The organism is Allobosea sp. NPDC055353 (assembly GCF_053644975.1).
On sequence record NZ_JBSHMC010000001.1, the window covers coordinates 1,762,499 to 1,781,011 of the forward strand.

The following is an 18,513-nucleotide window of genomic DNA, read 5'->3' on the forward strand; positions in this document are numbered from 1 at the left end:
CAGGCTTCTCCGTGAGGCGCGGCGCCGTCAGCCGCGCGCGGCTTTCGGCGCCTTCTTCTCGGCTGCGTCCGGCTCGGCCGCTGTCTTGGCCGCGGCCTTCTTCGCAGGCGCCTTCTTTGCAGCAGCCTTCTTGGCCGGAGCCTTCTTTGCGGGAGCCTTGGCCTTGGCTGCACCGCTGGCGGCCTTCGGCTTGCCCTTGCCGCCCTTGGCCTCGGCCTTGGCGTTTGCCAGCTCGATCGCCTGTTCCAGCGTGATGCTCTCGGCCGCCATGGTCTTGGGCAGGGTCGCGAAGATCTTGCCCCAGGCGACATAGGGACCGTACTTCCCGGCCTTCACCTCCAGAGCGCCGCCGGCAGGATGGTCGCCCAGCGCCCGGCCTGGCGTCGCCGCCCGGCCGCCGCGCCCGCCGCCGGCCTCCTTGGCGACGATCAGGTCGATGGCGCGGTTGGCGCCGAGCTCGAGCACGTCGTCGTCCTTGTCGATATTGGCGTAGACCTTGCCGTGCTGGACATAAGGCCCGAAGCGCCCGATGCCGACGAGGATCGGCTCGCCGCTCTCGGGATGCCGCGCCACTTCGCGTGGCAGGGATAGGAGCGCCAAGGCCTTGTCCAGCGTGACGCTCGACGGGCTCAGGCCCTTCGGCAGGCTGGAGCGCTTCGGCTTCTCGCCCTCGCCGAGCTGGATATAGGGGCCGAAGCGGCCGTCGCGCAGCGTGACTTCAAGGTTCGTCACCGGGTCGGTGCCGAGGATGCGCACGCCCGGCGCGCCCTGGCTACCCTCGGCCGAGGCCTCGCCATCGGCAGCGGGGACGGAAAGCGGCCGTGTGTAGCGGCATTCCGGGTAGTTCGAGCAGCCGACGAAGGCTCCGAACTTGCCGAGCTTGAGCGAAAGCTGGCCATTGCCGCAGGTCGGGCACAGCCGCGGATCGGAGCCGTCGGCCTTCGGCGGGAAGATATACTCGCCGAGGATGCCGTTCAGCGCCTCCAGCACGTCGCCGACGCGCAGATCCTTGGTCTCGCCGATCGAGGCCTGGAACTCCTCCCAGAATTCGCGCAGCAGCGCCTTCCAGTCGATCTCGGCATTGGAAACGCGGTCGAGCTTCTCCTCGAGATTCGCCGTGAAGTCGAACTCGACATAGCGCTTGAAGAAGCTCTCCAGGAATGAGGTCACCAGCATGCCCTTGTCCTCGGGCACGAGGCGCTTCTTCTCGATGCGGACATATTCGCGGTCGCGCAAAGTCGAGAGCGTCGCGGCATAGGTCGAGGGCCGGCCGATGCCGAGCTCTTCCATGCGCTTGACCAGGCTCGCTTCCGAGAAGCGCGGCGGCGGCTCGGTGAAATGCTGGTCGGCGGCGATCGCGCGCTTCTCCAGCTTGTCGCCGGCCTTCATCGCCGGCAGCTTCTTGGAATCCTCGTCCTCCTCGTCGTCGCGGCTCTCCTGATAGAGCGTCAGGAAGCCGTCGAAGAGCACGACTTGGCCCGAGGCGCGCAGATCGAGATTGCGGGCGCCGACCTTGGCCGCGATGTCGACCGTGGTGCGCTCCATCTCGGCCGATTCCATCTGGCTCGCGATGGTGCGCTTCCAGATCAGTTCGTAGAGCTTGGCCTGCTCCGGCTCGAGCTGGCGCGCGACCATGGCCGGCAGCCTTGCGAGATCGGTCGGGCGGATGGCCTCGTGGGCCTCCTGCGCGTTCTTGGCCTTGACCATGTATTTGCGCGGCGCGTTCGGCACGTATTTCGCGCCGAACTCCTTGCCGATGACGTTGCGCGCCGCCGTGATGGCCGAGCCGTCCATGTCGACGCCGTCGGTACGCATATAGGTGATGAGGCCGACGGTCTCGCCGCCGATATCGACGCCTTCATAAAGCCGCTGGGCGAGCTGCATCGTCCGCGCCGGGGCGAGGCCGAGCTTGCGCGAGGCTTCCTGCTGCAGCGTCGAGGTCTGGAACGGCGGCTGCGGATGGCGCTTGACCGGCTTGGCTTCGACCTCGCTCACGGCGAAGAGCGCGGTTTCCAGCGCCGCCTTGAACGCCTTGGCCTCTTCCTCGTTGCCGATATCGAGCCGGGTGATCTTCTTGCCGTCGGCGCCGACCAGGCGGGCCTCGAAGGTCTGGCCCGATTCCGTCGCGAGCGTCGCGACCAGGGACCAGTATTCGCGGGCCCGGAAGGCCTCGATCTCGCGCTCGCGGTCGCAGACGAGGCGCAGCGCCACCGACTGCACGCGGCCGGCCGAGCGGGCGCCCGGGAGCTTGCGCCACAGCACCGGCGAGAGCGTGAAGCCGACGAGATAGTCGAGCGCGCGGCGCGCCAGATAGGCATCGACCAGCGCCTGGTCGATCGCACGGGGATTGGCCAGCGCCTTCTGCACGGCGTCCTTGGTGACGGCGTTGAAGGTGACGCGCTCGACGGGGATACCCTTGAGCACCTTCTTCTGGTTCAGCGCCTCCAGCACATGCCAGGAGATCGCCTCGCCCTCGCGATCCGGGTCGGTTGCGAGGATCAGCTTCTCGGCGCCCTTCACGGCGCGCGCGATCTCGGCGACCTGCTTGGCGCCGCGGCCCTCGATCTCCCATTTCATCGAGAAGTCGTTGTCGGGCTCGACCGAGCCGTCCTTGGCCGGCAGGTCGCGGATATGCCCGAACGAGGCGATGACCTCGTAGTCGGAGCCCAGATATTTGTTGATCGTCTTGGCCTTGGCCGGCGACTCGACGACGAGGAGCTTCATGGTTTTTGTGTCTCGATGACAGCCTTGATCAGAGCGCGGAACCGGCCGTAACCGACGGTTCCGCGACCCGCAAGACCGCTGCGGTTCGGATTTGCGCGCGAAAGTGGTTCAGCGCGCCGGCTCTGTCAAACCCCGAATGGATGACAACGACGATCGCCGGCCCGCTGATGCAGCGGTGAGACATGGGGGCGATCGCCGGCTTTGCAAGCGGGGCCTCAGCCCCGTGCCGCCACCAGCCGGTCGATGAAGCCGTCGGTCTGGGCGCCGTTGATCCAGCGCAGCACCGCGACGATGTCCTGCTCCGGATCGACCCAGATCACGTTGCTGCCGGCGCCGAGCGCCGAGAAGGACGCGGCCGGCACGCCCGGGCGCGCCGCCAGCCACCAGAGATAGCCGTAATTGGCCAGGGTGGGCGAGGGCGTCAGCATGCGCCTGACCCAGTCGCGCGACAGGATCTGCCGGCCGCCCCAGTCGCCTTCGCGGCCGATCAGCAGGCCGAAGCGGGCATGGTCGCGCGCGCCGATGAACAGACCGCCGCCCCAATGGCCGCCGCCCGGCACCGACTGGATCGAGCGTCCGTCGATCTCGGTGAAGGATGAGGAGTAGCCCTGCCATTCCCAGTCCGCCGAGGCGCCGATCGGGTCCATCACCCGCTCGCGCAATACCTCCGGCAACGGGCGGCGGAAGCGCTCCAGCAGCGCGTAGCTCAGCACGTTCACGCGCACATCGTTATATTCGTAGAAACTGCCGGGCGTCCTGAGGTCGCGGCGCTGGCCCTTGCGGCTGTTGTCGGCGCCGGGGCCGATCTGGCGGTTATGGTCGACCTGGTCGGACTTGCCGAAGATCTCGCCCTGCCACTCGCTCGACTGCTGCAGCAGGTGCCGCCAGGTGATCTGGCCGTTATGAGCGCCGGCGAAGACCGGGCCGGAAACCGTCGCGCCGACCGGCTCCTCGACATCCTTGATCAGGCCATCGTCGAAGGCGATGCCGGCGAGCACCGCGAGATAGCTCTTGGCGATCGAGAAGGTCATGTCGGTACGGGCAGTGTCGCCCCATTCGGCGACGATGCGCCCGCCCTTCAGGATCAGGCCGGCCGGGCCGCCGCGTTCGCGCACCGGGCCGACGATCTCGGTCCAGGGGCCGCGCTCGTTCCACTCGACATTCCCGACATAGCTGCCGTCCGGATAGTACAGGCTGCGCGGCCAGGGGCTCTCCTGCTCGCGGGCAAATTCGACGGCGGCCTTCAGCCTCTCCGCGTCGAAGCCGGCCTCGGCGGGCGCGATCGTCTGCCAGAGGGCGCCGTCAGGGGCGGGAACGAAGGCGTCGGTCGGGCTGGACAAGGCGGCATCCTCACGCTCGGCGGAAAAGCCGATTGGTAGCGCCGTTTCCGCAAAAGCTCCACGACCCACAGGACATGTGTCCTCCCTGCCGGCAGGAGCTTGCGCCGCACCCGACTCGCGCCTAAACAGCCTGCTTCAAATGACATCGCCAGCACCGCTCTATCCGCACCGCCATCTCCTCGGGATCGAGGGGCTGTCCCATCTGGACATCGAGGCGCTGTTGGACAGGGCCGAGGCCTACGTCGCACTCTCCCGCCAGGTCGAGAAGAAGGCGGCGACCTTGCGCGGCCGCACCCAGATCAACCTGTTCTTCGAGCCCTCGACCCGGACGCAGGCCTCCTTCGAGCTCGCCGGCAAGCGTCTCGGCGCCGACGTGATGAACATGTCCGTCGCGTCCTCCTCGGTGAAGAAGGGCGAGACGCTGATCGACACCGCAGCGACCCTGAACGCGATGCGGCCGGACATCATCGTCGTGCGCCATCATGCAGCGGGGGCGGTCAACCTGCTCGCCCGCAAGGTCGGCTGCTCGGTGGTCAATGCCGGCGACGGCGCCCATGAACACCCGACACAGGCGCTGCTCGACGCGCTGACGATCCGCCGCAACAAGGGCCGCATCCAGGGCCTGACGGTCGCGATCTGCGGCGACATCCTGCATTCGCGCGTCGCCCGCTCCAACATCATCCTGCTCAACGCGCTGGGCGCGAAAGTCCGGCTGATCGCGCCGACGACGCTGCTGCCGGCCGGCATCGAGCGCATGGGCGTCGAAGTCTTCACCGACATGAACAAGGGGTTGGAGGGCGCCGACATCGTGATGATGCTGCGCCTCCAGCTCGAGCGCATGCACGGCGCCTTCGTGCCCTCGCCGAAGGAGTATTTCCGCTATTACGGGCTCGATCACGAGAAGCTGGAGCGCGCTCAAGCCGACGCGCTGGTGATGCATCCCGGCCCGATGAATCGCGGCGTCGAGATTTCCTCCGCTGTCGCCGATGGCGCTCAGTCGCTGATCCGCGAGCAGGTCGAGATGGGCGTCGCCGTCCGCATGGCGGTGCTCGACGCGCTGGCCCAGCATCTGCCGAATGCCTGAGCGTAAAGAGACCGAACATGGCTGACACGCAGGACATGGCAAAGCAGGACTTGGCGACGCGGGACCTGGCGATCGTCAACGCTCGCCTGATCGACCCGGTGGCCGGGCGCGAGGGAGCGGGCTCCGTCCTCATCCGCGACGGCGCGGTCGCCGCGGTCGAATGGCAGGGCGCGCCGGCCACGGGCGAGGGCGTGCGCCGCATCGACGCGAAGGGTCAGGTGCTGACGCCCGGCCTCGTCGATCTGCGCGCTTTCCTTGGCGAGCCCGGGGCCGAATTCCGCGAGACGCTCGGCACCGGCTCGCAGGCTGCTGCCGCCGGCGGCGTCACCACGGTCGTCTGCCGCCCGGACACCAATCCGCCGATCGACGACCCCGCGATCATCGATTTCGTCAAACGCCGCGCCCGTGACAAGGCCGTCGTCAACGTCCTCTCCTGCGCCGCCCTGACCAAGGGCCTGCACGGTCAGGAGATCACCGAACTCGGCCTGCTGCTGGAGGCCGGCGCGGTCGCCTTCTGCGACGGTGCCAGGGGCTTGCGCAATCCGCAGGTCATGCGCCGCGCCATGATCTATGCGCGCAATTTCGACGCCCTGATCATGAACCATGTCGAGGATCCCGACCTGCGCGGCTCGGGCGTGATGAACGAAGGCGAGTTCGCCAGCCGCAAGGGCCTGCCGGGCATTCCGCTCGAAGCCGAGACGGTGATGCTGGAGCGCGACATCCGCCTCGCCCGCGCTACCGGCGCCCGCTACCACGCCGCGATGATCTCCTGCGCGGAATCGGTCGAGATCGTGCGCCGCGCCAAGCAGGACGGTTTGCGCGTCACCTGCGGCGTCTCGATCAACAACCTCACCCTCAACGAGAACGACGTCGGCGAATACCGCACCTTCTGCAAGGTCACGCCGCCGCTGCGCCATGAGGACGATCGCCTTGCCATGGTAGCGGCGCTGGCCGAGGGCGTGATCGACGTCGTCGTCTCCGACCACGATCCCCAGGACGTCGAGACCAAGCGCCAGCCCTTCGCCGAATGCGCCGACGGCGCGCTCGGCATCGAGACCATGCTCTCGACTGCCCAGCGAATGGTTCAGGCCGGGCAGATCGGCCTGCCGCAATTGCTCGCCGCCTTGTCGGCGCGCCCTGCGGCGTTGCTCGGGCTCTCCGCCGGCAAGCTCGCCGTCGGGGCGCCCGCCGACCTTGTCCTGTTCGATCCGGAGGCGCCCTTCGTCGTCGACAAGCGCAAGCTCAAGTCCCGCGCCAAGAACTCGCCTTTCGACGAGGCGCGGCTGGAAGGCATCGTTCAGGCGACCTTCGTCGGCGGCCGGGTGGTCTACGAAGTCGAGCCGGGCTAGGCTGGCCGCGAACCGCGGGGGAAAAGGGGCGGCATGACGGATGTTCTGAACTGGGGCCTTTCCGGCTCCGCCACGCTGATCGCCCTCGTCGTCGGCTATCTCTTCGGCTCGATCCCCTTCGGCATCATCCTGACCAGGCTCGCCGGCGGGCCGGACCTGCGCAGCATCGGCTCCGGCAATATCGGCGCGACCAATGTGCTGCGCACCGGCAACAAGAAGCTCGCGGCAGCCACCCTCGTCGGCGACATGCTCAAGGGCACGGTGGCTGTCCTGGTCGGCGCACACTTCCTCGGCGGTCCCGAGGCCGCGCTGGCGGCTGGTGCCGGCGCCTTCCTCGGCCATCTCTTCCCGGTCTGGCTGGGCTTCAAGGGCGGCAAGGGCGTCGCCACCTATATCGGCGTGCTGATCGGCGTGAAGGCCTCGATTGCGCTCGTCTTCGCCGTGATCTGGCTCGGGCTGGCCTACCTCTTCCGCTATTCCTCGCTCTCGGCCCTGATCGCCAGCGTGATCGCGCCGCTGCTGCTCTGGTTCTGGGCCGGAATGCCACAGGCGGCGCTCGTCATGGCCGTCCTCTCCGTCCTGCTCTGGATCATGCACCGGGAGAACATCGCCCGGCTCTTGGCCGGGCGCGAGGGCAAGATCGGCCAGAAGGGCTGACAGGGGCATGGCTGGGATCGTCCTCTCCGATCGCCAGCGTCTCGATTGGTTGCGGTTGATCCGCAGCGAGAGCATCGGCCCGCGCAGCTTCCGCACCCTGATGAACCGCTGCGGCGGCGCGGCCGCGGCACTCGATGCGCTGCCCGATCTCGCCCGGCAGGCAGGCCGCGCCATCCGCATCTGCCCGGCAGGCGAAGCCGAGCGCGAGTTCGAGGGACTGTCGCGCCTCGGCGGCCGCTTTATCGCGCTCGGCGAAGCCGATTATCCCGTCCCGCTGCAGGCGATCGATTCGGCCCCGCCCTTGCTGGCCGTCCTCGGGCGCGGCGACATCCTGCAACGCCCTGGCGTGGCCATGGTCGGTTCGCGCAACGCCTCGGCCGCCGGGATGAAGTTCACCGCGCGGCTCGCCCGCGAGCTCGGCGAGGCCGATTTCACCGTGGTCTCGGGGTTGGCGCGCGGCATCGATACGGCTGCCCATGAGGCAAGCCTCGAAACCGGCACGGTTGCCGTGCTCGCCGGGGGGCTAGACGAGATCTACCCGCCGCAGAACATCCTGCTCGCCCGCCGCATCCTGGAGCACGGCGCGCTCATCAGCGAGATGCCGCTGGGCTGGGTCGCGCGGGCGCGCGACTTCCCCCGCCGCAACCGCCTGGTCTCGGGGCTGTCGCTCGGCACGGTCGTGGTCGAGGCGGCGCGCCGTTCGGGCTCGCTGATCACCGCGCGCTTCGCCAATGAGCAGGGCAGGCTGGTCTTCGCCGTTCCGGGCTCGCCCCTCGATCCACGCGCCGAGGGCGGCAATCACCTGATCCGGGAAGGGGCGACGCTCTGCGCCGAAGCGGCCCATGTCATCGAAGCGCTTCAGCCCTTGCGCCAGCGCGAGCTCGACCTGTCCTTCCCGGCCCAAGCCATGCGCGAGGTCATCGGAGAACCCGCCTCCGAGGCGATGTGGGACGAACTCGACCTGCCCGAGGTCATGCCGGCGCCCGGCTATGCCCGGCATGAAGACGGCTTCGAACCGGAGCCGCCGTCATCATTGCAGGCGAAGGGCGCCCCCGAACCGGGCCGGCTCGTGCTTGATCTTCTCGGCCCCACTCCGATCGGGCTTGACGATCTCGTCCGTGCCAGCGGGCTCCCCGCCCGCGAGATCGGTCAGATCCTCGTCGAGCTGGAGCTCTCGGGAACGATACGGCGCCACCCCGGCGGGGCATTGTCGCGCAATCTGCCCTGAACCGGCCAGGCCGGTTTCAATGACGCTCGTTGCGCGGGGATGCCAGTCGCTCGATTTCCGCCGAGGCCTCGATTCTGGCCATCTCGAGAAAATAGCTGAGAGCGCTGAGCCTGGCATCGCGGGCCATGGCGCGGAGTTCCGCCGCCATCCCCTCTATGAAGCAGGCGGCCTCCAGCGGTGACATCGGCCGGCTGGGAATGTCGTCGTCGCTGCGCTCTCCCGGATCGGGCTCAAATGCGACCAGCTTGGAGACTTTGTGTTTCATGGCGAATGGATTCCCTCGCATAATCGGGGATCGACTCGTCCGGCGGGTTTTGCTTCCCGGACAGATTTGCAATCATAGATTGCAATTATGAATCAATTTCAAGTTTCAGTATACTATGTCAGAAGAAAGACCGCAGCCGGAAGCGTGGCCAGGGCGAGCAGCGTCTGCAGCGTCGTGATCTCGGCCATCAGCGGCGCGTCGCCGCCGAGGTCGCGCGCCAGGAAATAGGCCGCGGTTGCGGTCGGGACGGCGCCTGCGACCACTGTCATCGCAAGGGCCGGGCCGGTGACGCCGAACCAGCCGGCATAGAGCCAGGCCAGCACCGGCATGACCGCAAGCTTGAGCCCGACGGCAACGGCATGCGCCAGCCGTGGCCGCGCCAGGCGGCCGAGGTCGAGCGCCGAGCCGACCACGAGCAGCCCGATGCCGAGCGAGGCGCGCCCGAGCACGTCGAGATAGCCGGTGAAGGCGGTGGGCAGCATCCACTGGAGCTGGTTGAGCGCGAGCCCGACCGCCGATGACCAGATGAAGGGGTTGTAGAGGATCGAGCGGATCGTCGCGCCGAGGCTCATCGGCTTGCCGCTCGCATAGCGGGCGAGCACGAAGACGCACATGACATTGAGCAGCGGGATCATCGAGGCGACAGCGATCGCCATCAGCGTCGTGCCGGTGCGGCCCTGCAGGCCGGCCGCCAGGGCAAGGCCGACGAAGGTGTTCCAGCGCACAGAGCCCTGGAAGATCGAGGTGAAGGCGGGCCCCTCGATACCGGCGCGCGCCAGCAGCGGGCGGGCCAGCAGGAGCAGGGCCGCGACGCTGAGGATCGCGAGCACGAGGCTGGAGCCCATGCCGAGGACCGGCATGCTGCGCAGGTCGGCCATGGCCAGCGTATGGATCACCACGGCCGGAAACAGGACCTGGTAGGTCAGACGCTCGACGCCGACCCAATGCGCCGGCGAGACGATGTTGCGCGTCTTCAGAAACCAGCCCGTCGCGATGACGAGGAAGACGGCGATCAGGCTATCGAGCATGGAGGGGCCGGAAACGAGGGCAGGGCAGGAGGCCGTGGCGAGAGGCCGTCGGAACAATGGAGGTGGGCAGCCGTTTTACTGTCGAACTGACCTGTCCCTGTCATGCCCGCTCGTGGCCGGCAAGGGCGCGGGAGAAACACCGTCCTGTCCCTGCCGCAATGCTGCCGCGATTGGTTCAGGTCCCATTCAACCGGATTGCCCCATGCTGACTTCAACATTGGGTGATCTTGTGAAAGGAGATGCCGTCATGATGTCTCTGAAGAAGAAAGTCGCTGTTGCGCTGACCGTCGCGAGCGTTGCCGCAGGCAGCTTTGCCGTTCCCGCCATGGCGGCCGAAACGCGCGGTTTCGACGCGGCGCGCCTCGACAAGGCCCAGGCCGAATATACGCAGTATCGCTACCGTCACGGCTATCGCGGCCATTGGCGCGGCTCGTCGCGCGGCGCGGCGGTCGCAGGCGCTATCGGCCTCGGCATCCTCGGCGCAGCCGCCATCGCGGCCAACAGGAACGCTTATGCGGGGCCGGACTACTACGACGATGGCTATTATGCGCCGCCGGCGCCGGTCTACGTGGCGCCGAGGCGCTACTACGCCCCTTATGGCTACCAGCCTTACGATTTCCGCGACTATCGCTGAGGCCGATCGCAGCCAAATCTACAAGGCCCGCGCAATCTGCGCGGGCCTTTGTTTGTGAGGACATTCTTCGGAATTCGGCGTCATGGATGACGGCTCGAATTTGCTGACAGGAGATCGTCACGATGAAATCGCTTCGACAGGCAATGGTTACGGGCCTCGGCCTGGTCGCGCTGGCCTGGGCTTCCGCCCAGCCGGCTGTCGCCCAGTATTACGGCGGCCCGGGCAACGGCTACGAGCGCCGTGGCCAGGAACGCAACGGCTATGAGCGCAACGGCTATCAACGCCGCGACTCCTGGCGCGACGATGATCGTGGCTCCCGTTTCGGCCGGGACGACGGACGCGGTGGCTATGGCCGCCGCGCGCAGAATCCGATGGCCGGGATGAGCCTCGAGGAGCAGAAGCGCGCGGTCAAGAACGAGCGCGAGGCGCAGAAGAAGGCGTTCAAGCGCGGCCTGATCTTCCAATAGGTCCAGGCTGGCGCAACGCCGGCAAGGACAGCTTTCACGAAGGCCGCTTCGCCATCCGGCGGGGCGGCATTCAGTCGTATTGGCCTTCGTCTTCCCCATCTTCCTGCGGCCCGAGCCGGCCCAGGCGGTCGAGCGCGCCTTGCAGGATATAGGCGGCCGCCATCTTGTCGACGACGGCGGCGCGCTTGGCGCGCGAGGCATCGGCATCGAGCAGGGTCCGCGTCACCGCCAGCGTCGACATGCGCTCGTCCCAGAACACGATCGGCAGCTCGGTGAGGGGAATGAGATTGCGCACGAAGGCGCGGGTCGACTGCACGCGCGGGCCTTCGGTGCCATCCATGTTGAGCGGCAGGCCGATGACCAGCCCGGCGACCTGATGTTTGCCGGCGATCTTCAGCAGCGCCGCTGCATCGAGCCCGAACTTGACCCGCTGGATCGTCTCCAGCGGCGTCGCGATCTGCCGCTCCACATCCGAGAGTGCCAGCCCGATCGTCTTGCTGCCGAGATCGAGCCCGAGCAGCCGCGCATGGGCCGGCAGGTCGAGGAAGGCTTCGAGCGGGACGACGGCGCTGGTCATGGCATGGCGGTATCACGCGCCGGCCGGCCTCGCGAGCGATACCTTTTCCGATGCGCCCGGCGAATGACAGGTTCCCGGCGGCTGTAGCGCGGAAGCCATCGCGCATCGCCGGGGATCAGGCTATATCCGCGCGCTTGAAAAGCGGCGCGGCCGCATCGAAGGATAGTCCCGTGCCGGCGCGCATCTCGCTCCACGTTCCCGACAAGCACCTGCTCGGCGCCTATCAGGCGGCATTGCGCGGCGGGTGGTCGCCGAATACGACGCGCAACGTCGCGCCCGAGCATCTCGCTGCCATCGCCGCCGATCCCGATGCCTTCCTCGCCGAGATCCGTGGCGGCCCCGGCCGGATCCGCCTGCCGGATGGCCGCGAGGTCGACCGCATTCCCGGCCCGACGCGCTGGATCTTCGCCGAGGATCGGCCGGAACGCCCCTTCATCGGTTCGATCAACCTGCGCTGGCAGGAGGATGCGGCTGGTCGTCCGATCCTCGCCCTGCCGGAGCATGTCCTCGGTCATATCGGCTACACCATCCTGCCGGCCTTCGCCGGGCAGGGTTACGCGACCGCGGCGCTTGCCGCGATGCTCGGCGTGGCGCGCGAAGCCGGGCTGTCCGAGATCAGCATCACCTGCGACGCGACCAACCAGGCCTCGCGCCGCATCATCGAGAAGAACGGCGGGCGGCTGGTCGAGACCTTCGTTGCGCCGCTCTACGGCCCCGATCAACGCCTCCGTTTCAGCGTCAGCACCGCACCATGACCGATATCGTCATCACCGAGTTCATCGACGACACCGCTCTCGCCAATCTGAAAGCGCGGTTTGCGGTCCATTACGACCCCGAGCTCTATGCCGATATCGACGAGATGGCGCGGCTCTTCGCCGATGTCCCGGCCGTGATCGTGCGCAACCAGACGCAGGTGCGCGGCAAGGTGCTGGAAGCGGCGAGGGCACTCAAGGTCATCGGCCGCCTCGGCGTCGGCCTCGACAATCTCGACATGGAGACCTGCGCCGCCCGTGGCATCCGCGTCTTCCCGGCGACCGGCGCCAACAGCCTCTCCGTCGTCGAATACGTCATCGGCACGACGATGACATTGCTGCGCGGCGCCTATTACGCCAATGCCGCGATGCTGGCCGGTGAGTTCCCCAAGACGCAGCTGATCGGCCGCGAGATCGCCGGCAAGCTGATGGGCCTCGTCGGCTTCGGCTCCATCGCCCGCGACGTCGCCCATCATGCCCGCGCCATCGGCATGGAGGTGGCGGCCTACCATCCCCGCCTGCCGGCGGACGATCCGGCCTGGAGCGGCGTGCGGCGGCTGGAGCTCGACGAATTGCTGGCGCAGGCCGATGTCATCAGCCTGCATGTCCCGCTGACCACGGAAACCCGTGGCATGATCGACGCGAAGGCCTTTGCCCGGATGAAGCCGGACGCGATCGTGATCAACACGGCGCGCGGCGGCATTCTCGACGAGGCGGCTCTGGTCAAGGCGCTCAAGGCCGGCAAGCTCGGCGGCGCGGCGATCGATGCCTACGAGCAGGAGCCGCTTGGCAAGGGCGCGGCGAAGGTCTTCACTGGCGCGCCGAACCTGATCCTGACGCCGCATATCGCCGGCAATACGGTGGAGTCGAACGGCCGGGTGTCGGGGCTGGTGGCGGAGAAAGTCATGGCGGCGCTGGACGAGCGGATCTAGGGCGCAAAAGGGTTGATCGAGAGCGACTGCTTTCGACCCATTGCAGAAGTTGCGAGTGCCGTGGCAGGTTACAACCTGTGAGCCAGCCCATTCCGATTTACGTGTTCCCCTCGGCTCAGTTTGCCAAGAGCGAAACGACCGTAACCGCCGCGCCAATTGAACTCGTTGTGTCGGTATATGGCGGCGGCGGGCTAAAGGGCGAGCAAGGGCTCGAAGCGTCCTTTGGTGGCTCCGCCTACTATCGCAACGATGCCACCGACGAGGCATTTCTAGCCGTGTGGGGAACTCGGAACGGGTCGCGGTTTCGAAGGAAACTCGCGGAGAGCGGGGCGACCTTGCAGGCTCTCTCCACTGAACCACCTGCCCGCCTTGTCTTTCACAACAGCGGTCAGAAAGGGCAACGCCCGAAGGTCCGTTAGCGACCCATTGGAGACTCTGGATCGTGAATCCGATTGCGTCCTCACACGCTTAAACGAAATCGAACCGATCCACATCGACCAGACCCTTGTCGGTGATCTTGAGATGCGGGATCACCGGTAGGGTCAGGAAAGCGACCTGCAGGAAGGGCTCGGCCAGCACGACGCCAAGCGCCTTTGCCGCGGCGCGCAGGCCCTCCAGATCGTGCCGTACGGCCTCGAAGGGCTCTTCGCTCATCAGCCCGGCGACGGGTAGCGCCAGCTCTGCGGTGACCTTGCCGCCATCGGCAACCGCAAATCCGCCGCCGATCTCGATCAGGCGGTTCGCCGCCGCCGCCATCGAGGCCTCGTCGACGCCGACGACGCAGAGGTTGTGGCTGTCATGCCCAACGGAGGAGGCGATGGCACCATGCTTCATGCCGAAGCCGTGGACGAATCCGCCAGCGATGCCGCCGTTCTTGCCGTGGCGCTCGATCACCGTGACCTTGATCGCATCCTGCGCCAGATCAGGCAGGGCCTCGCCGTCGCGCAAGGGCAGGGCCATCGCCAGGCGCTCGGTAATGATCCGCCCCGGCACGACGCCGATCACCGGCGTCTCGCCGTCGCGGGCCTTAACAGTGAAGTCGGCGGGGGCGAGCTTGCGGCTCTTCACGCTGCCGAGCCCGACTGGCGCGATCGTCGCCCGATCCGCGAACAGCGCCTCCTCGACCAGCCGGCCGCCAGCCAGGACCTGCTTCACCGAGCAGGCGGCGAGATCCTCGACCAGCGCGATATCGGCGCGCTTGCCCGGCCCGATGAAGCCGCGATCGAACAAACCGAAATTCCGCGCCGCCGAGAGCGAGGCGATGCGGTAGGTCGCGAGCATATCCGCACCCTCCGCGATGGCGGTGCGGATCATGTAGTCGAGATGGCCTTCCTCGCCGATATCGAGCGGGTTGCGGTCATCGGTGCAGAAGGCGAGGAAGGGCGAGGCGTCACGCGAGATCAGCGGGATCAACTGATGCAGGTCCTTCGAGACCGAGCCTTCGCGGATCAGGATCGCCATGCCCTTGGCGAGCTTTTCGCGGGCCTCGTCGGCGGTGGTGGTCTCGTGGTCGGTGCGGATGCCGGCGGCGAGATAGGCGTTGAGATCCATCCCGCGCACCAGCGGCGCATGGCCGTCGATATGGCGATGCGAGAAGGCCTCAAGCTTGGCGAGGCAGCCGGGATCGCGATGGATCACGCCCGGGAAATTCATGAACTCGGCCAGGCCGATCACCTTGGGATGATCCATCATCGGCGTCAGGTCGGAGGCTTCGAGCCGGGCGCCGGCCGTCTCCAGATGCGTCGCCGGCACGCAACTCGACAGATTGACGCGCAGATCCATCCGCATCGCCTCGGCGCAGGCGAGGAAGTAGCGGATGCCCTCGGCGCCGAGCACGTTCGAGATCTCGTGCGGATCGCAGATCGCCGTGGTCACGCCATGCGGCAGCACGCAGCGCTCGAACTCGAGCGGCGTCACCAGCGAGGATTCGATGTGCAGATGCGTGTCGATGAAGCCGGGCACCGCGATCAGGCCCCTGGCGTCGATGACGTGCTTGCCTTCATAAGTCCCGTAGGTGCCGACAATGGTGTCGCGGCAGATCGCGATATCGCTCTCGACCAGCGCACCGGTGACGAGGTCGAGCAGCTTCGCGCCCTTGATGACGAGATCGGCCGGCTCGTCGCCATGCCCCTGGGCGATCCGGCGAGCCAATTCTTGGCTGGAGACCGTGGCAGCGTCGGTCATGGGGCGATTCCGTGGGTTCGTCATGGCGCCAGCCTGCCTCTCTCCGGCTGCATTGTCGACTTGGTCGGCGGCGCGGATCGGCCTAGATAGGGGCCGGCATTTCGAAAGCCCGGAGCCTTCGCATGAAACTCACCTGGTACGGCCATTCCGCCTTCCGCGTCGATCTCGACGGCGCTGCCATCCTGATCGATCCGTTCTTCACCGGGAATCCGGCTTTCGAGGGCGATGTCGCGACGATCTCGGAGGGCGTCAGCCATATCGTCGTCACGCATGGCCATGGCGACCATGTCGGCGACACGCTCGACATCGCCAACAAGACCGGTGCGACGGTCATCACTAATTACGATCTTGCCATGCATCTGGCCTCGCAGGGGCTGAAGAGCTTTCAGCCGATGAACACCGGCGGCACGGTCGATCTCGGCCCGTTCAGCGTCACGCTCGTCCGCGCCGATCACTCCGCCGGCATGGGCGAGGGCGGTGTCAACGTCCCCGTCGGCAATTCGAACGGCGCGATCATCAAGGCGAAGGGCGAGAAGACGCTCTGGCACATGGGCGATACCGACATCTTCTCCGATATGGCGCTGCTCAGCGAAATCCACGGCGTCGAAGCCTGCATCTGCCCGATCGGTGACCGCTTCACCATGGGCGGCAAGATCGCCGCGCTCGCCATGACCCGCTTCGTCAAGCCGAAGCTGGCGATCCCCAGCCATTACGGCACCTTCCCGATCATCGACCAGAACGCCGACGCCTTCGTCGCCGGCATGCAGGGCAGCGGCGTCGAGGTGGTCCTGCCGAAGAAGGGCGAGGCTTTCGCGATCTGAAAGGCTCGTCGCGAATCGACCCCTCCGCCGTCATCCCGGGCGACCGCAGGGAGACCCGGGATCCATTCCGGAGCGATTCCGATGAAGGTTCAGGCATGGATCCCGGATCGGCGCGGCTTCGCCGCTTGTCCGGGATGACCCGCGGGATAAGTCAGCACTTACTTACTTCGTCGCGAACCCTCTGCTATAGCGCGGCGAACCGTTTTCCGGCGCACGATCCGCGCCCTCTTCAGGAGTCCGCCATGTCGGTCGATCTCGCCACCGTCAAACGCGTCGCGCATCTTGCGCGCATCGCCGTGCCGGAGGCCGATCTGCCCAAGCTGCAAGGCGAGCTCAATGCCATCCTCGGCTTCGTCGAACAGCTCAACGAGGTCAATGTCGACGGCGTCGAGCCGATGACCTCGGTGACGCCGATGGCGATCTTGCAGCGCGAGGACGTGGTCAATGACGGCGAGATCGCTGCCGAGATCGTCGCCAACGCCCCGGCCTCCGAGGACAACTATTTCATGGTGCCGAAGGTGATCGAATAAGCGCGAGGCGCGCTCCTTCGACCATCCCGGAGGCGCGAAGCGTCATCCGGGATCACCATCTGCATACAGAACGGAACTGAAACCGTGACCGATCTCACCCGCCTGACGCTGACCGAGGCCCGCGACGGCCTGAAGGCCAAGACCTTCTCCGCGACCGAATTGACGAAGGCGCATATCGCTGCCGTCGAGAAGGCCCGCGCCCTCAACGCCTATGTGCTGGAAACGCCCGAGCACGCCCTGAAGCAGGCCGCCGCCTCCGATGCGAAGCTCGCCAAGGGCGAGGCCGGCCCGCTCGAGGGTCTGCCGCTCGGCATCAAGGATCTCTTCGCGACGCAGGGCGTGCGCACCACCGCCTGCTCGAAGATCCTCGGCAATTTCGTGCCGGCCTATGAATCGACCGTGACCCGCCAGCTCTGGCGCGACGGCGCTGTGATGCTCGGCAAGCTCAACAATGACGAATTCGCCATGGGCTCGTCGAACGAGACCAGCGCTTTCGGTAACGTCGTGAACCCCTGGCGCCGCAAGGGTTCGAATGTGGGTGCCGGGCAGGGCGGCTCCGTCGAGGGCAACCATCTCGTGCCGGGCGGCTCGTCGGGGGGCTCGGCTTCGGCCGTCGCTGCCGATCTCTGCCTTGCTGCGACCGCGACCGATACCGGCGGCTCGATCCGCCAGCCGGCCGCCTTCACCGGCACGGTCGGCATCAAGCCGACCTATGGCCGCTGCTCGCGCTGGGGCACGGTCGCCTTCGCCTCCTCGCTCGACCAGGCCGGCCCGATCGCCAAGACCGTGCGCGACGCGGCGGTGATGCTGCGCTCCATGTCGGGCCACGATCCCAAGGACACCACCTCGGTGAACATGGCTGTGCCGGATTACGAGGCCGCGGTCGGCCGCTCGGTGAAGGGCATGAAGATCGGCATTCCCCGCGAATACCGGCTCGATGGCCTCAACGCCGAGATTGATGCGCTCTGGCAGCAGGGCATCGAATGGCTGAGGGCGGCAGGCGCCGAGATCGTCGAGATTTCGCTGCCGCATACCAAATACGCCCTGCCGGCCTATTACATCGTCGCCCCGGCCGAAGCCTCCTCGAACCTCGCCCGTTATGACGGCGTCCGCTACGGCCTGCGCGAGCAGGGCAAGGACATCGTCGAGATGTACGAGAAGACCCGTGCCGCCGGCTTCGGCGCCGAGGTCAAGCGCCGCATCATGATCGGCACCTATGTGCTCTCGGCCGGCTATTACGACGCCTATTACGTCAAGGCCCAGAAGATCCGCACGCTGATCAAGCGCGATTTCGAGACGGTCTATGCCCAGGGCATCGATGCTGTTTTGACGCCTGCCACGCCATCCGCGGCTTTCGGCATCGGCGAAAAGGGCTCGGCCGATCCGGTCGAGATGTATCTCAATGACATCTTCACGGTGACGGTGAACATGGCCGGCCTGCCCGGCATCGCCGTTCCGGCGGGGCTGGACAGCCAGGGCCTGCCGCTCGGCTTGCAGCTCATCGGCCGCCCCTTCGACGAGGAGGCGCTGTTCTCCCTCGGCGAGGTGATCGAGCAGGCGGCGGGCCGTTTCGCCGTTTCCGAGCGTTGGTGGGGCTGAGCCGGATTCGACTGCCCAGGCTGCTGAGAAGAACGCTTCGCCATACCGGACGGGTGGCGAAGCGGTCCCGTCCCGGGATGGCATCGGCCGTTCCCGGCCGTTAGGCTGGTTGCCTCTTCAAAGGAGACGGCGATGATCGTCAGCCGCGCGATGGCCTATGCCTGCCTGATGGTGTTCGCTGGCATCCTCGTGCTCATCGCCGGGCTGATGATCCTGCTGACGATCGTCCAATTGGCACGCGGCGAGACGATCCCGGATCTGGGCGCTAGAGCGATCGGCACGGTGATCGCCGCCGGTCTTGCGCCGCTCTGCCGGGCATTGGCGCGACGTCTGGTCTAGGCC

The 18,513-nt window shown here is 67.0% G+C and carries 18 protein-coding genes; 12 read left to right on the plus strand and 6 right to left on the minus strand.

Annotated elements, in window-relative coordinates:
• Nucleotides 1-27: 27 nt before the first annotated feature.
• Complete coding sequence (gene topA / locus ACWIEX_RS08150; RefSeq protein ID WP_454032575.1) at nt 28-2,724, minus strand: type I DNA topoisomerase; 2,697 nt, start codon at nt 2,722-2,724, stop codon at nt 28-30.
• A gap of 215 nt (nt 2,725-2,939) precedes the next feature.
• Nucleotides 2,940-4,064 carry a serine hydrolase domain-containing protein gene (locus tag ACWIEX_RS08155; RefSeq protein WP_454032576.1) on the minus strand — a complete coding sequence of 375 codons (1,125 nt, stop codon included), beginning with the start codon at nt 4,062-4,064 and terminating at the stop codon, nt 2,940-2,942.
• A 139-nt stretch (nt 4,065-4,203) separates the two neighbouring features.
• On the opposite strand from ACWIEX_RS08155, the gene ACWIEX_RS08160 reads away from it, so the two are divergent.
• The 4 genes from ACWIEX_RS08160 to dprA are packed head-to-tail and all read left to right on the plus strand — an operon-like array spanning nt 4,204 to nt 8,382.
• Nucleotides 4,204-5,148 carry an aspartate carbamoyltransferase catalytic subunit gene (locus tag ACWIEX_RS08160; protein WP_454032577.1) on the plus strand — a complete coding sequence of 315 codons (945 nt, stop codon included), beginning with the start codon at nt 4,204-4,206 and terminating at the stop codon, nt 5,146-5,148.
• A gap of 17 nt (nt 5,149-5,165) precedes the next feature.
• Nucleotides 5,166-6,497, plus strand: a complete 1,332-nt coding sequence (pyrC, locus tag ACWIEX_RS08165) for a dihydroorotase (protein ID WP_454032578.1) — start codon at nt 5,166-5,168, stop codon at nt 6,495-6,497.
• Between the two features lie 33 nt (nt 6,498-6,530).
• Nucleotides 6,531-7,154 (plus strand): glycerol-3-phosphate 1-O-acyltransferase PlsY, encoded by a 624-nt coding sequence (plsY, locus tag ACWIEX_RS08170; protein ID WP_454032579.1) that lies wholly within the window; start codon nt 6,531-6,533, stop codon nt 7,152-7,154.
• 16 nt (nt 7,155-7,170) lie between these two features.
• Entirely contained in the window at nt 7,171-8,382 is a 1,212-nt protein-coding gene (gene dprA / locus ACWIEX_RS08175; RefSeq protein ID WP_454033479.1) for a DNA-processing protein DprA, read from the plus strand.
• Nucleotides 8,383-8,398: 16 nt separating this feature from the next.
• On the opposite strand, the gene ACWIEX_RS08180 is transcribed toward dprA, so the two are convergent.
• Nucleotides 8,399-8,647, minus strand: a complete 249-nt coding sequence (locus tag ACWIEX_RS08180; protein ID WP_454032580.1) for a hypothetical protein — start codon at nt 8,645-8,647, stop codon at nt 8,399-8,401.
• Between the two features lie 113 nt (nt 8,648-8,760).
• On the minus strand, nt 8,761-9,675 hold the full coding sequence (locus ACWIEX_RS08185; RefSeq protein WP_454032581.1) for an AEC family transporter: 915 nt from the start codon (nt 9,673-9,675) through the stop codon (nt 8,761-8,763).
• Between the two features lie 247 nt (nt 9,676-9,922).
• On the opposite strand from ACWIEX_RS08185, the gene ACWIEX_RS08190 reads away from it, so the two are divergent.
• Both ACWIEX_RS08190 and ACWIEX_RS08195 read left to right on the plus strand, forming a co-directional pair.
• The gene (locus ACWIEX_RS08190) at nt 9,923-10,309 is read left to right on the plus strand and encodes a hypothetical protein (RefSeq protein WP_454032582.1); all 387 of its coding nucleotides are present in this window, start codon (nt 9,923-9,925) and stop codon (nt 10,307-10,309) included.
• Nucleotides 10,310-10,431: 122 nt separating this feature from the next.
• Complete coding sequence (locus ACWIEX_RS08195) at nt 10,432-10,776, plus strand: hypothetical protein (protein ID WP_454032583.1); 345 nt, start codon at nt 10,432-10,434, stop codon at nt 10,774-10,776.
• Between the two features lie 70 nt (nt 10,777-10,846).
• Here ACWIEX_RS08195 and ruvX read toward each other — a convergent pair whose 3' ends face one another.
• Complete coding sequence (gene ruvX / locus ACWIEX_RS08200) at nt 10,847-11,353, minus strand: Holliday junction resolvase RuvX (RefSeq protein ID WP_454032584.1); 507 nt, start codon at nt 11,351-11,353, stop codon at nt 10,847-10,849.
• A 170-nt stretch (nt 11,354-11,523) separates the two neighbouring features.
• Here ruvX and ACWIEX_RS08205 point away from each other — a divergent pair, with 170 nt between their 5' ends.
• Together ACWIEX_RS08205 and ACWIEX_RS08210 are read left to right on the plus strand one after the other, a co-directional pair.
• Nucleotides 11,524-12,108 carry a GNAT family N-acetyltransferase gene (locus tag ACWIEX_RS08205; RefSeq protein WP_454032585.1) on the plus strand — a complete coding sequence of 195 codons (585 nt, stop codon included), beginning with the start codon at nt 11,524-11,526 and terminating at the stop codon, nt 12,106-12,108.
• Complete coding sequence (locus ACWIEX_RS08210) at nt 12,105-13,037, plus strand: hydroxyacid dehydrogenase (protein WP_454032586.1); 933 nt, start codon at nt 12,105-12,107, stop codon at nt 13,035-13,037. Before ACWIEX_RS08205 ends, ACWIEX_RS08210 begins: the two co-directional genes overlap by 4 nt.
• A gap of 468 nt (nt 13,038-13,505) precedes the next feature.
• Here the strand turns inward: ACWIEX_RS08210 and ade are convergent, their stop codons facing one another.
• Entirely contained in the window at nt 13,506-15,221 is a 1,716-nt protein-coding gene (ade, locus tag ACWIEX_RS08215) for an adenine deaminase (RefSeq protein WP_454032587.1), read from the minus strand.
• A gap of 122 nt (nt 15,222-15,343) precedes the next feature.
• Between ade and ACWIEX_RS08220 the strand changes: the two genes are divergently transcribed.
• The 4 genes from ACWIEX_RS08220 to ACWIEX_RS08235 all read left to right on the plus strand — a co-directional run bounded on the left by ACWIEX_RS08220 (nt 15,344) and on the right by ACWIEX_RS08235 (nt 18,510).
• Entirely contained in the window at nt 15,344-16,042 is a 699-nt protein-coding gene (locus tag ACWIEX_RS08220) for a metal-dependent hydrolase (protein WP_454032588.1), read from the plus strand.
• Between the two features lie 242 nt (nt 16,043-16,284).
• A complete protein-coding gene (gene gatC, locus ACWIEX_RS08225; RefSeq protein WP_454032589.1) occupies nt 16,285-16,572 on the plus strand; it encodes an Asp-tRNA(Asn)/Glu-tRNA(Gln) amidotransferase subunit GatC in 288 nt (95 codons plus the stop codon).
• 84 nt (nt 16,573-16,656) lie between these two features.
• On the plus strand, nt 16,657-18,171 hold the full coding sequence (gatA, locus tag ACWIEX_RS08230; protein WP_454032590.1) for an Asp-tRNA(Asn)/Glu-tRNA(Gln) amidotransferase subunit GatA: 1,515 nt from the start codon (nt 16,657-16,659) through the stop codon (nt 18,169-18,171).
• Between the two features lie 132 nt (nt 18,172-18,303).
• Complete coding sequence (locus ACWIEX_RS08235; RefSeq protein WP_454032591.1) at nt 18,304-18,510, plus strand: hypothetical protein; 207 nt, start codon at nt 18,304-18,306, stop codon at nt 18,508-18,510.
• The last annotated feature ends 3 nt before the right edge of the window (nt 18,511-18,513 follow it).

Bases quoted from the DNA above. Each gene is read 5' to 3' on its own strand.
- topA (WP_454032575.1), bottom strand. From the start codon at position 2,724: ATGAAGCTCCTCGTCGTCGAGTCGCCGGCCAAGGCCAAGACGATCAAC.
- ACWIEX_RS08160 (WP_454032577.1), top strand. From the start codon at position 4,204: ATGACATCGCCAGCACCGCTCTATCCGCACCGCCATCTCCTCGGGATC.
- pyrC (WP_454032578.1), top strand. From the start codon at position 5,166: ATGGCTGACACGCAGGACATGGCAAAGCAGGACTTGGCGACGCGGGAC.
- plsY (WP_454032579.1), top strand. From the start codon at position 6,531: ATGACGGATGTTCTGAACTGGGGCCTTTCCGGCTCCGCCACGCTGATC.
- ACWIEX_RS08180 (WP_454032580.1), bottom strand. From the start codon at position 8,647: ATGAAACACAAAGTCTCCAAGCTGGTCGCATTTGAGCCCGATCCGGGA.
- ACWIEX_RS08185 (WP_454032581.1), bottom strand. From the start codon at position 9,675: ATGCTCGATAGCCTGATCGCCGTCTTCCTCGTCATCGCGACGGGCTGG.
- ACWIEX_RS08190 (WP_454032582.1), top strand. From the start codon at position 9,923: ATGATGTCTCTGAAGAAGAAAGTCGCTGTTGCGCTGACCGTCGCGAGC.
- ACWIEX_RS08195 (WP_454032583.1), top strand. From the start codon at position 10,432: ATGAAATCGCTTCGACAGGCAATGGTTACGGGCCTCGGCCTGGTCGCG.
- ruvX (WP_454032584.1), bottom strand. From the start codon at position 11,353: ATGACCAGCGCCGTCGTCCCGCTCGAAGCCTTCCTCGACCTGCCGGCC.
- ACWIEX_RS08210 (WP_454032586.1), top strand. From the start codon at position 12,105: ATGACCGATATCGTCATCACCGAGTTCATCGACGACACCGCTCTCGCC.
- ade (WP_454032587.1), bottom strand. From the start codon at position 15,221: ATGACCGACGCTGCCACGGTCTCCAGCCAAGAATTGGCTCGCCGGATC.
- ACWIEX_RS08220 (WP_454032588.1), top strand. From the start codon at position 15,344: ATGAAACTCACCTGGTACGGCCATTCCGCCTTCCGCGTCGATCTCGAC.
- gatC (WP_454032589.1), top strand. From the start codon at position 16,285: ATGTCGGTCGATCTCGCCACCGTCAAACGCGTCGCGCATCTTGCGCGC.
- ACWIEX_RS08235 (WP_454032591.1), top strand. From the start codon at position 18,304: ATGATCGTCAGCCGCGCGATGGCCTATGCCTGCCTGATGGTGTTCGCT.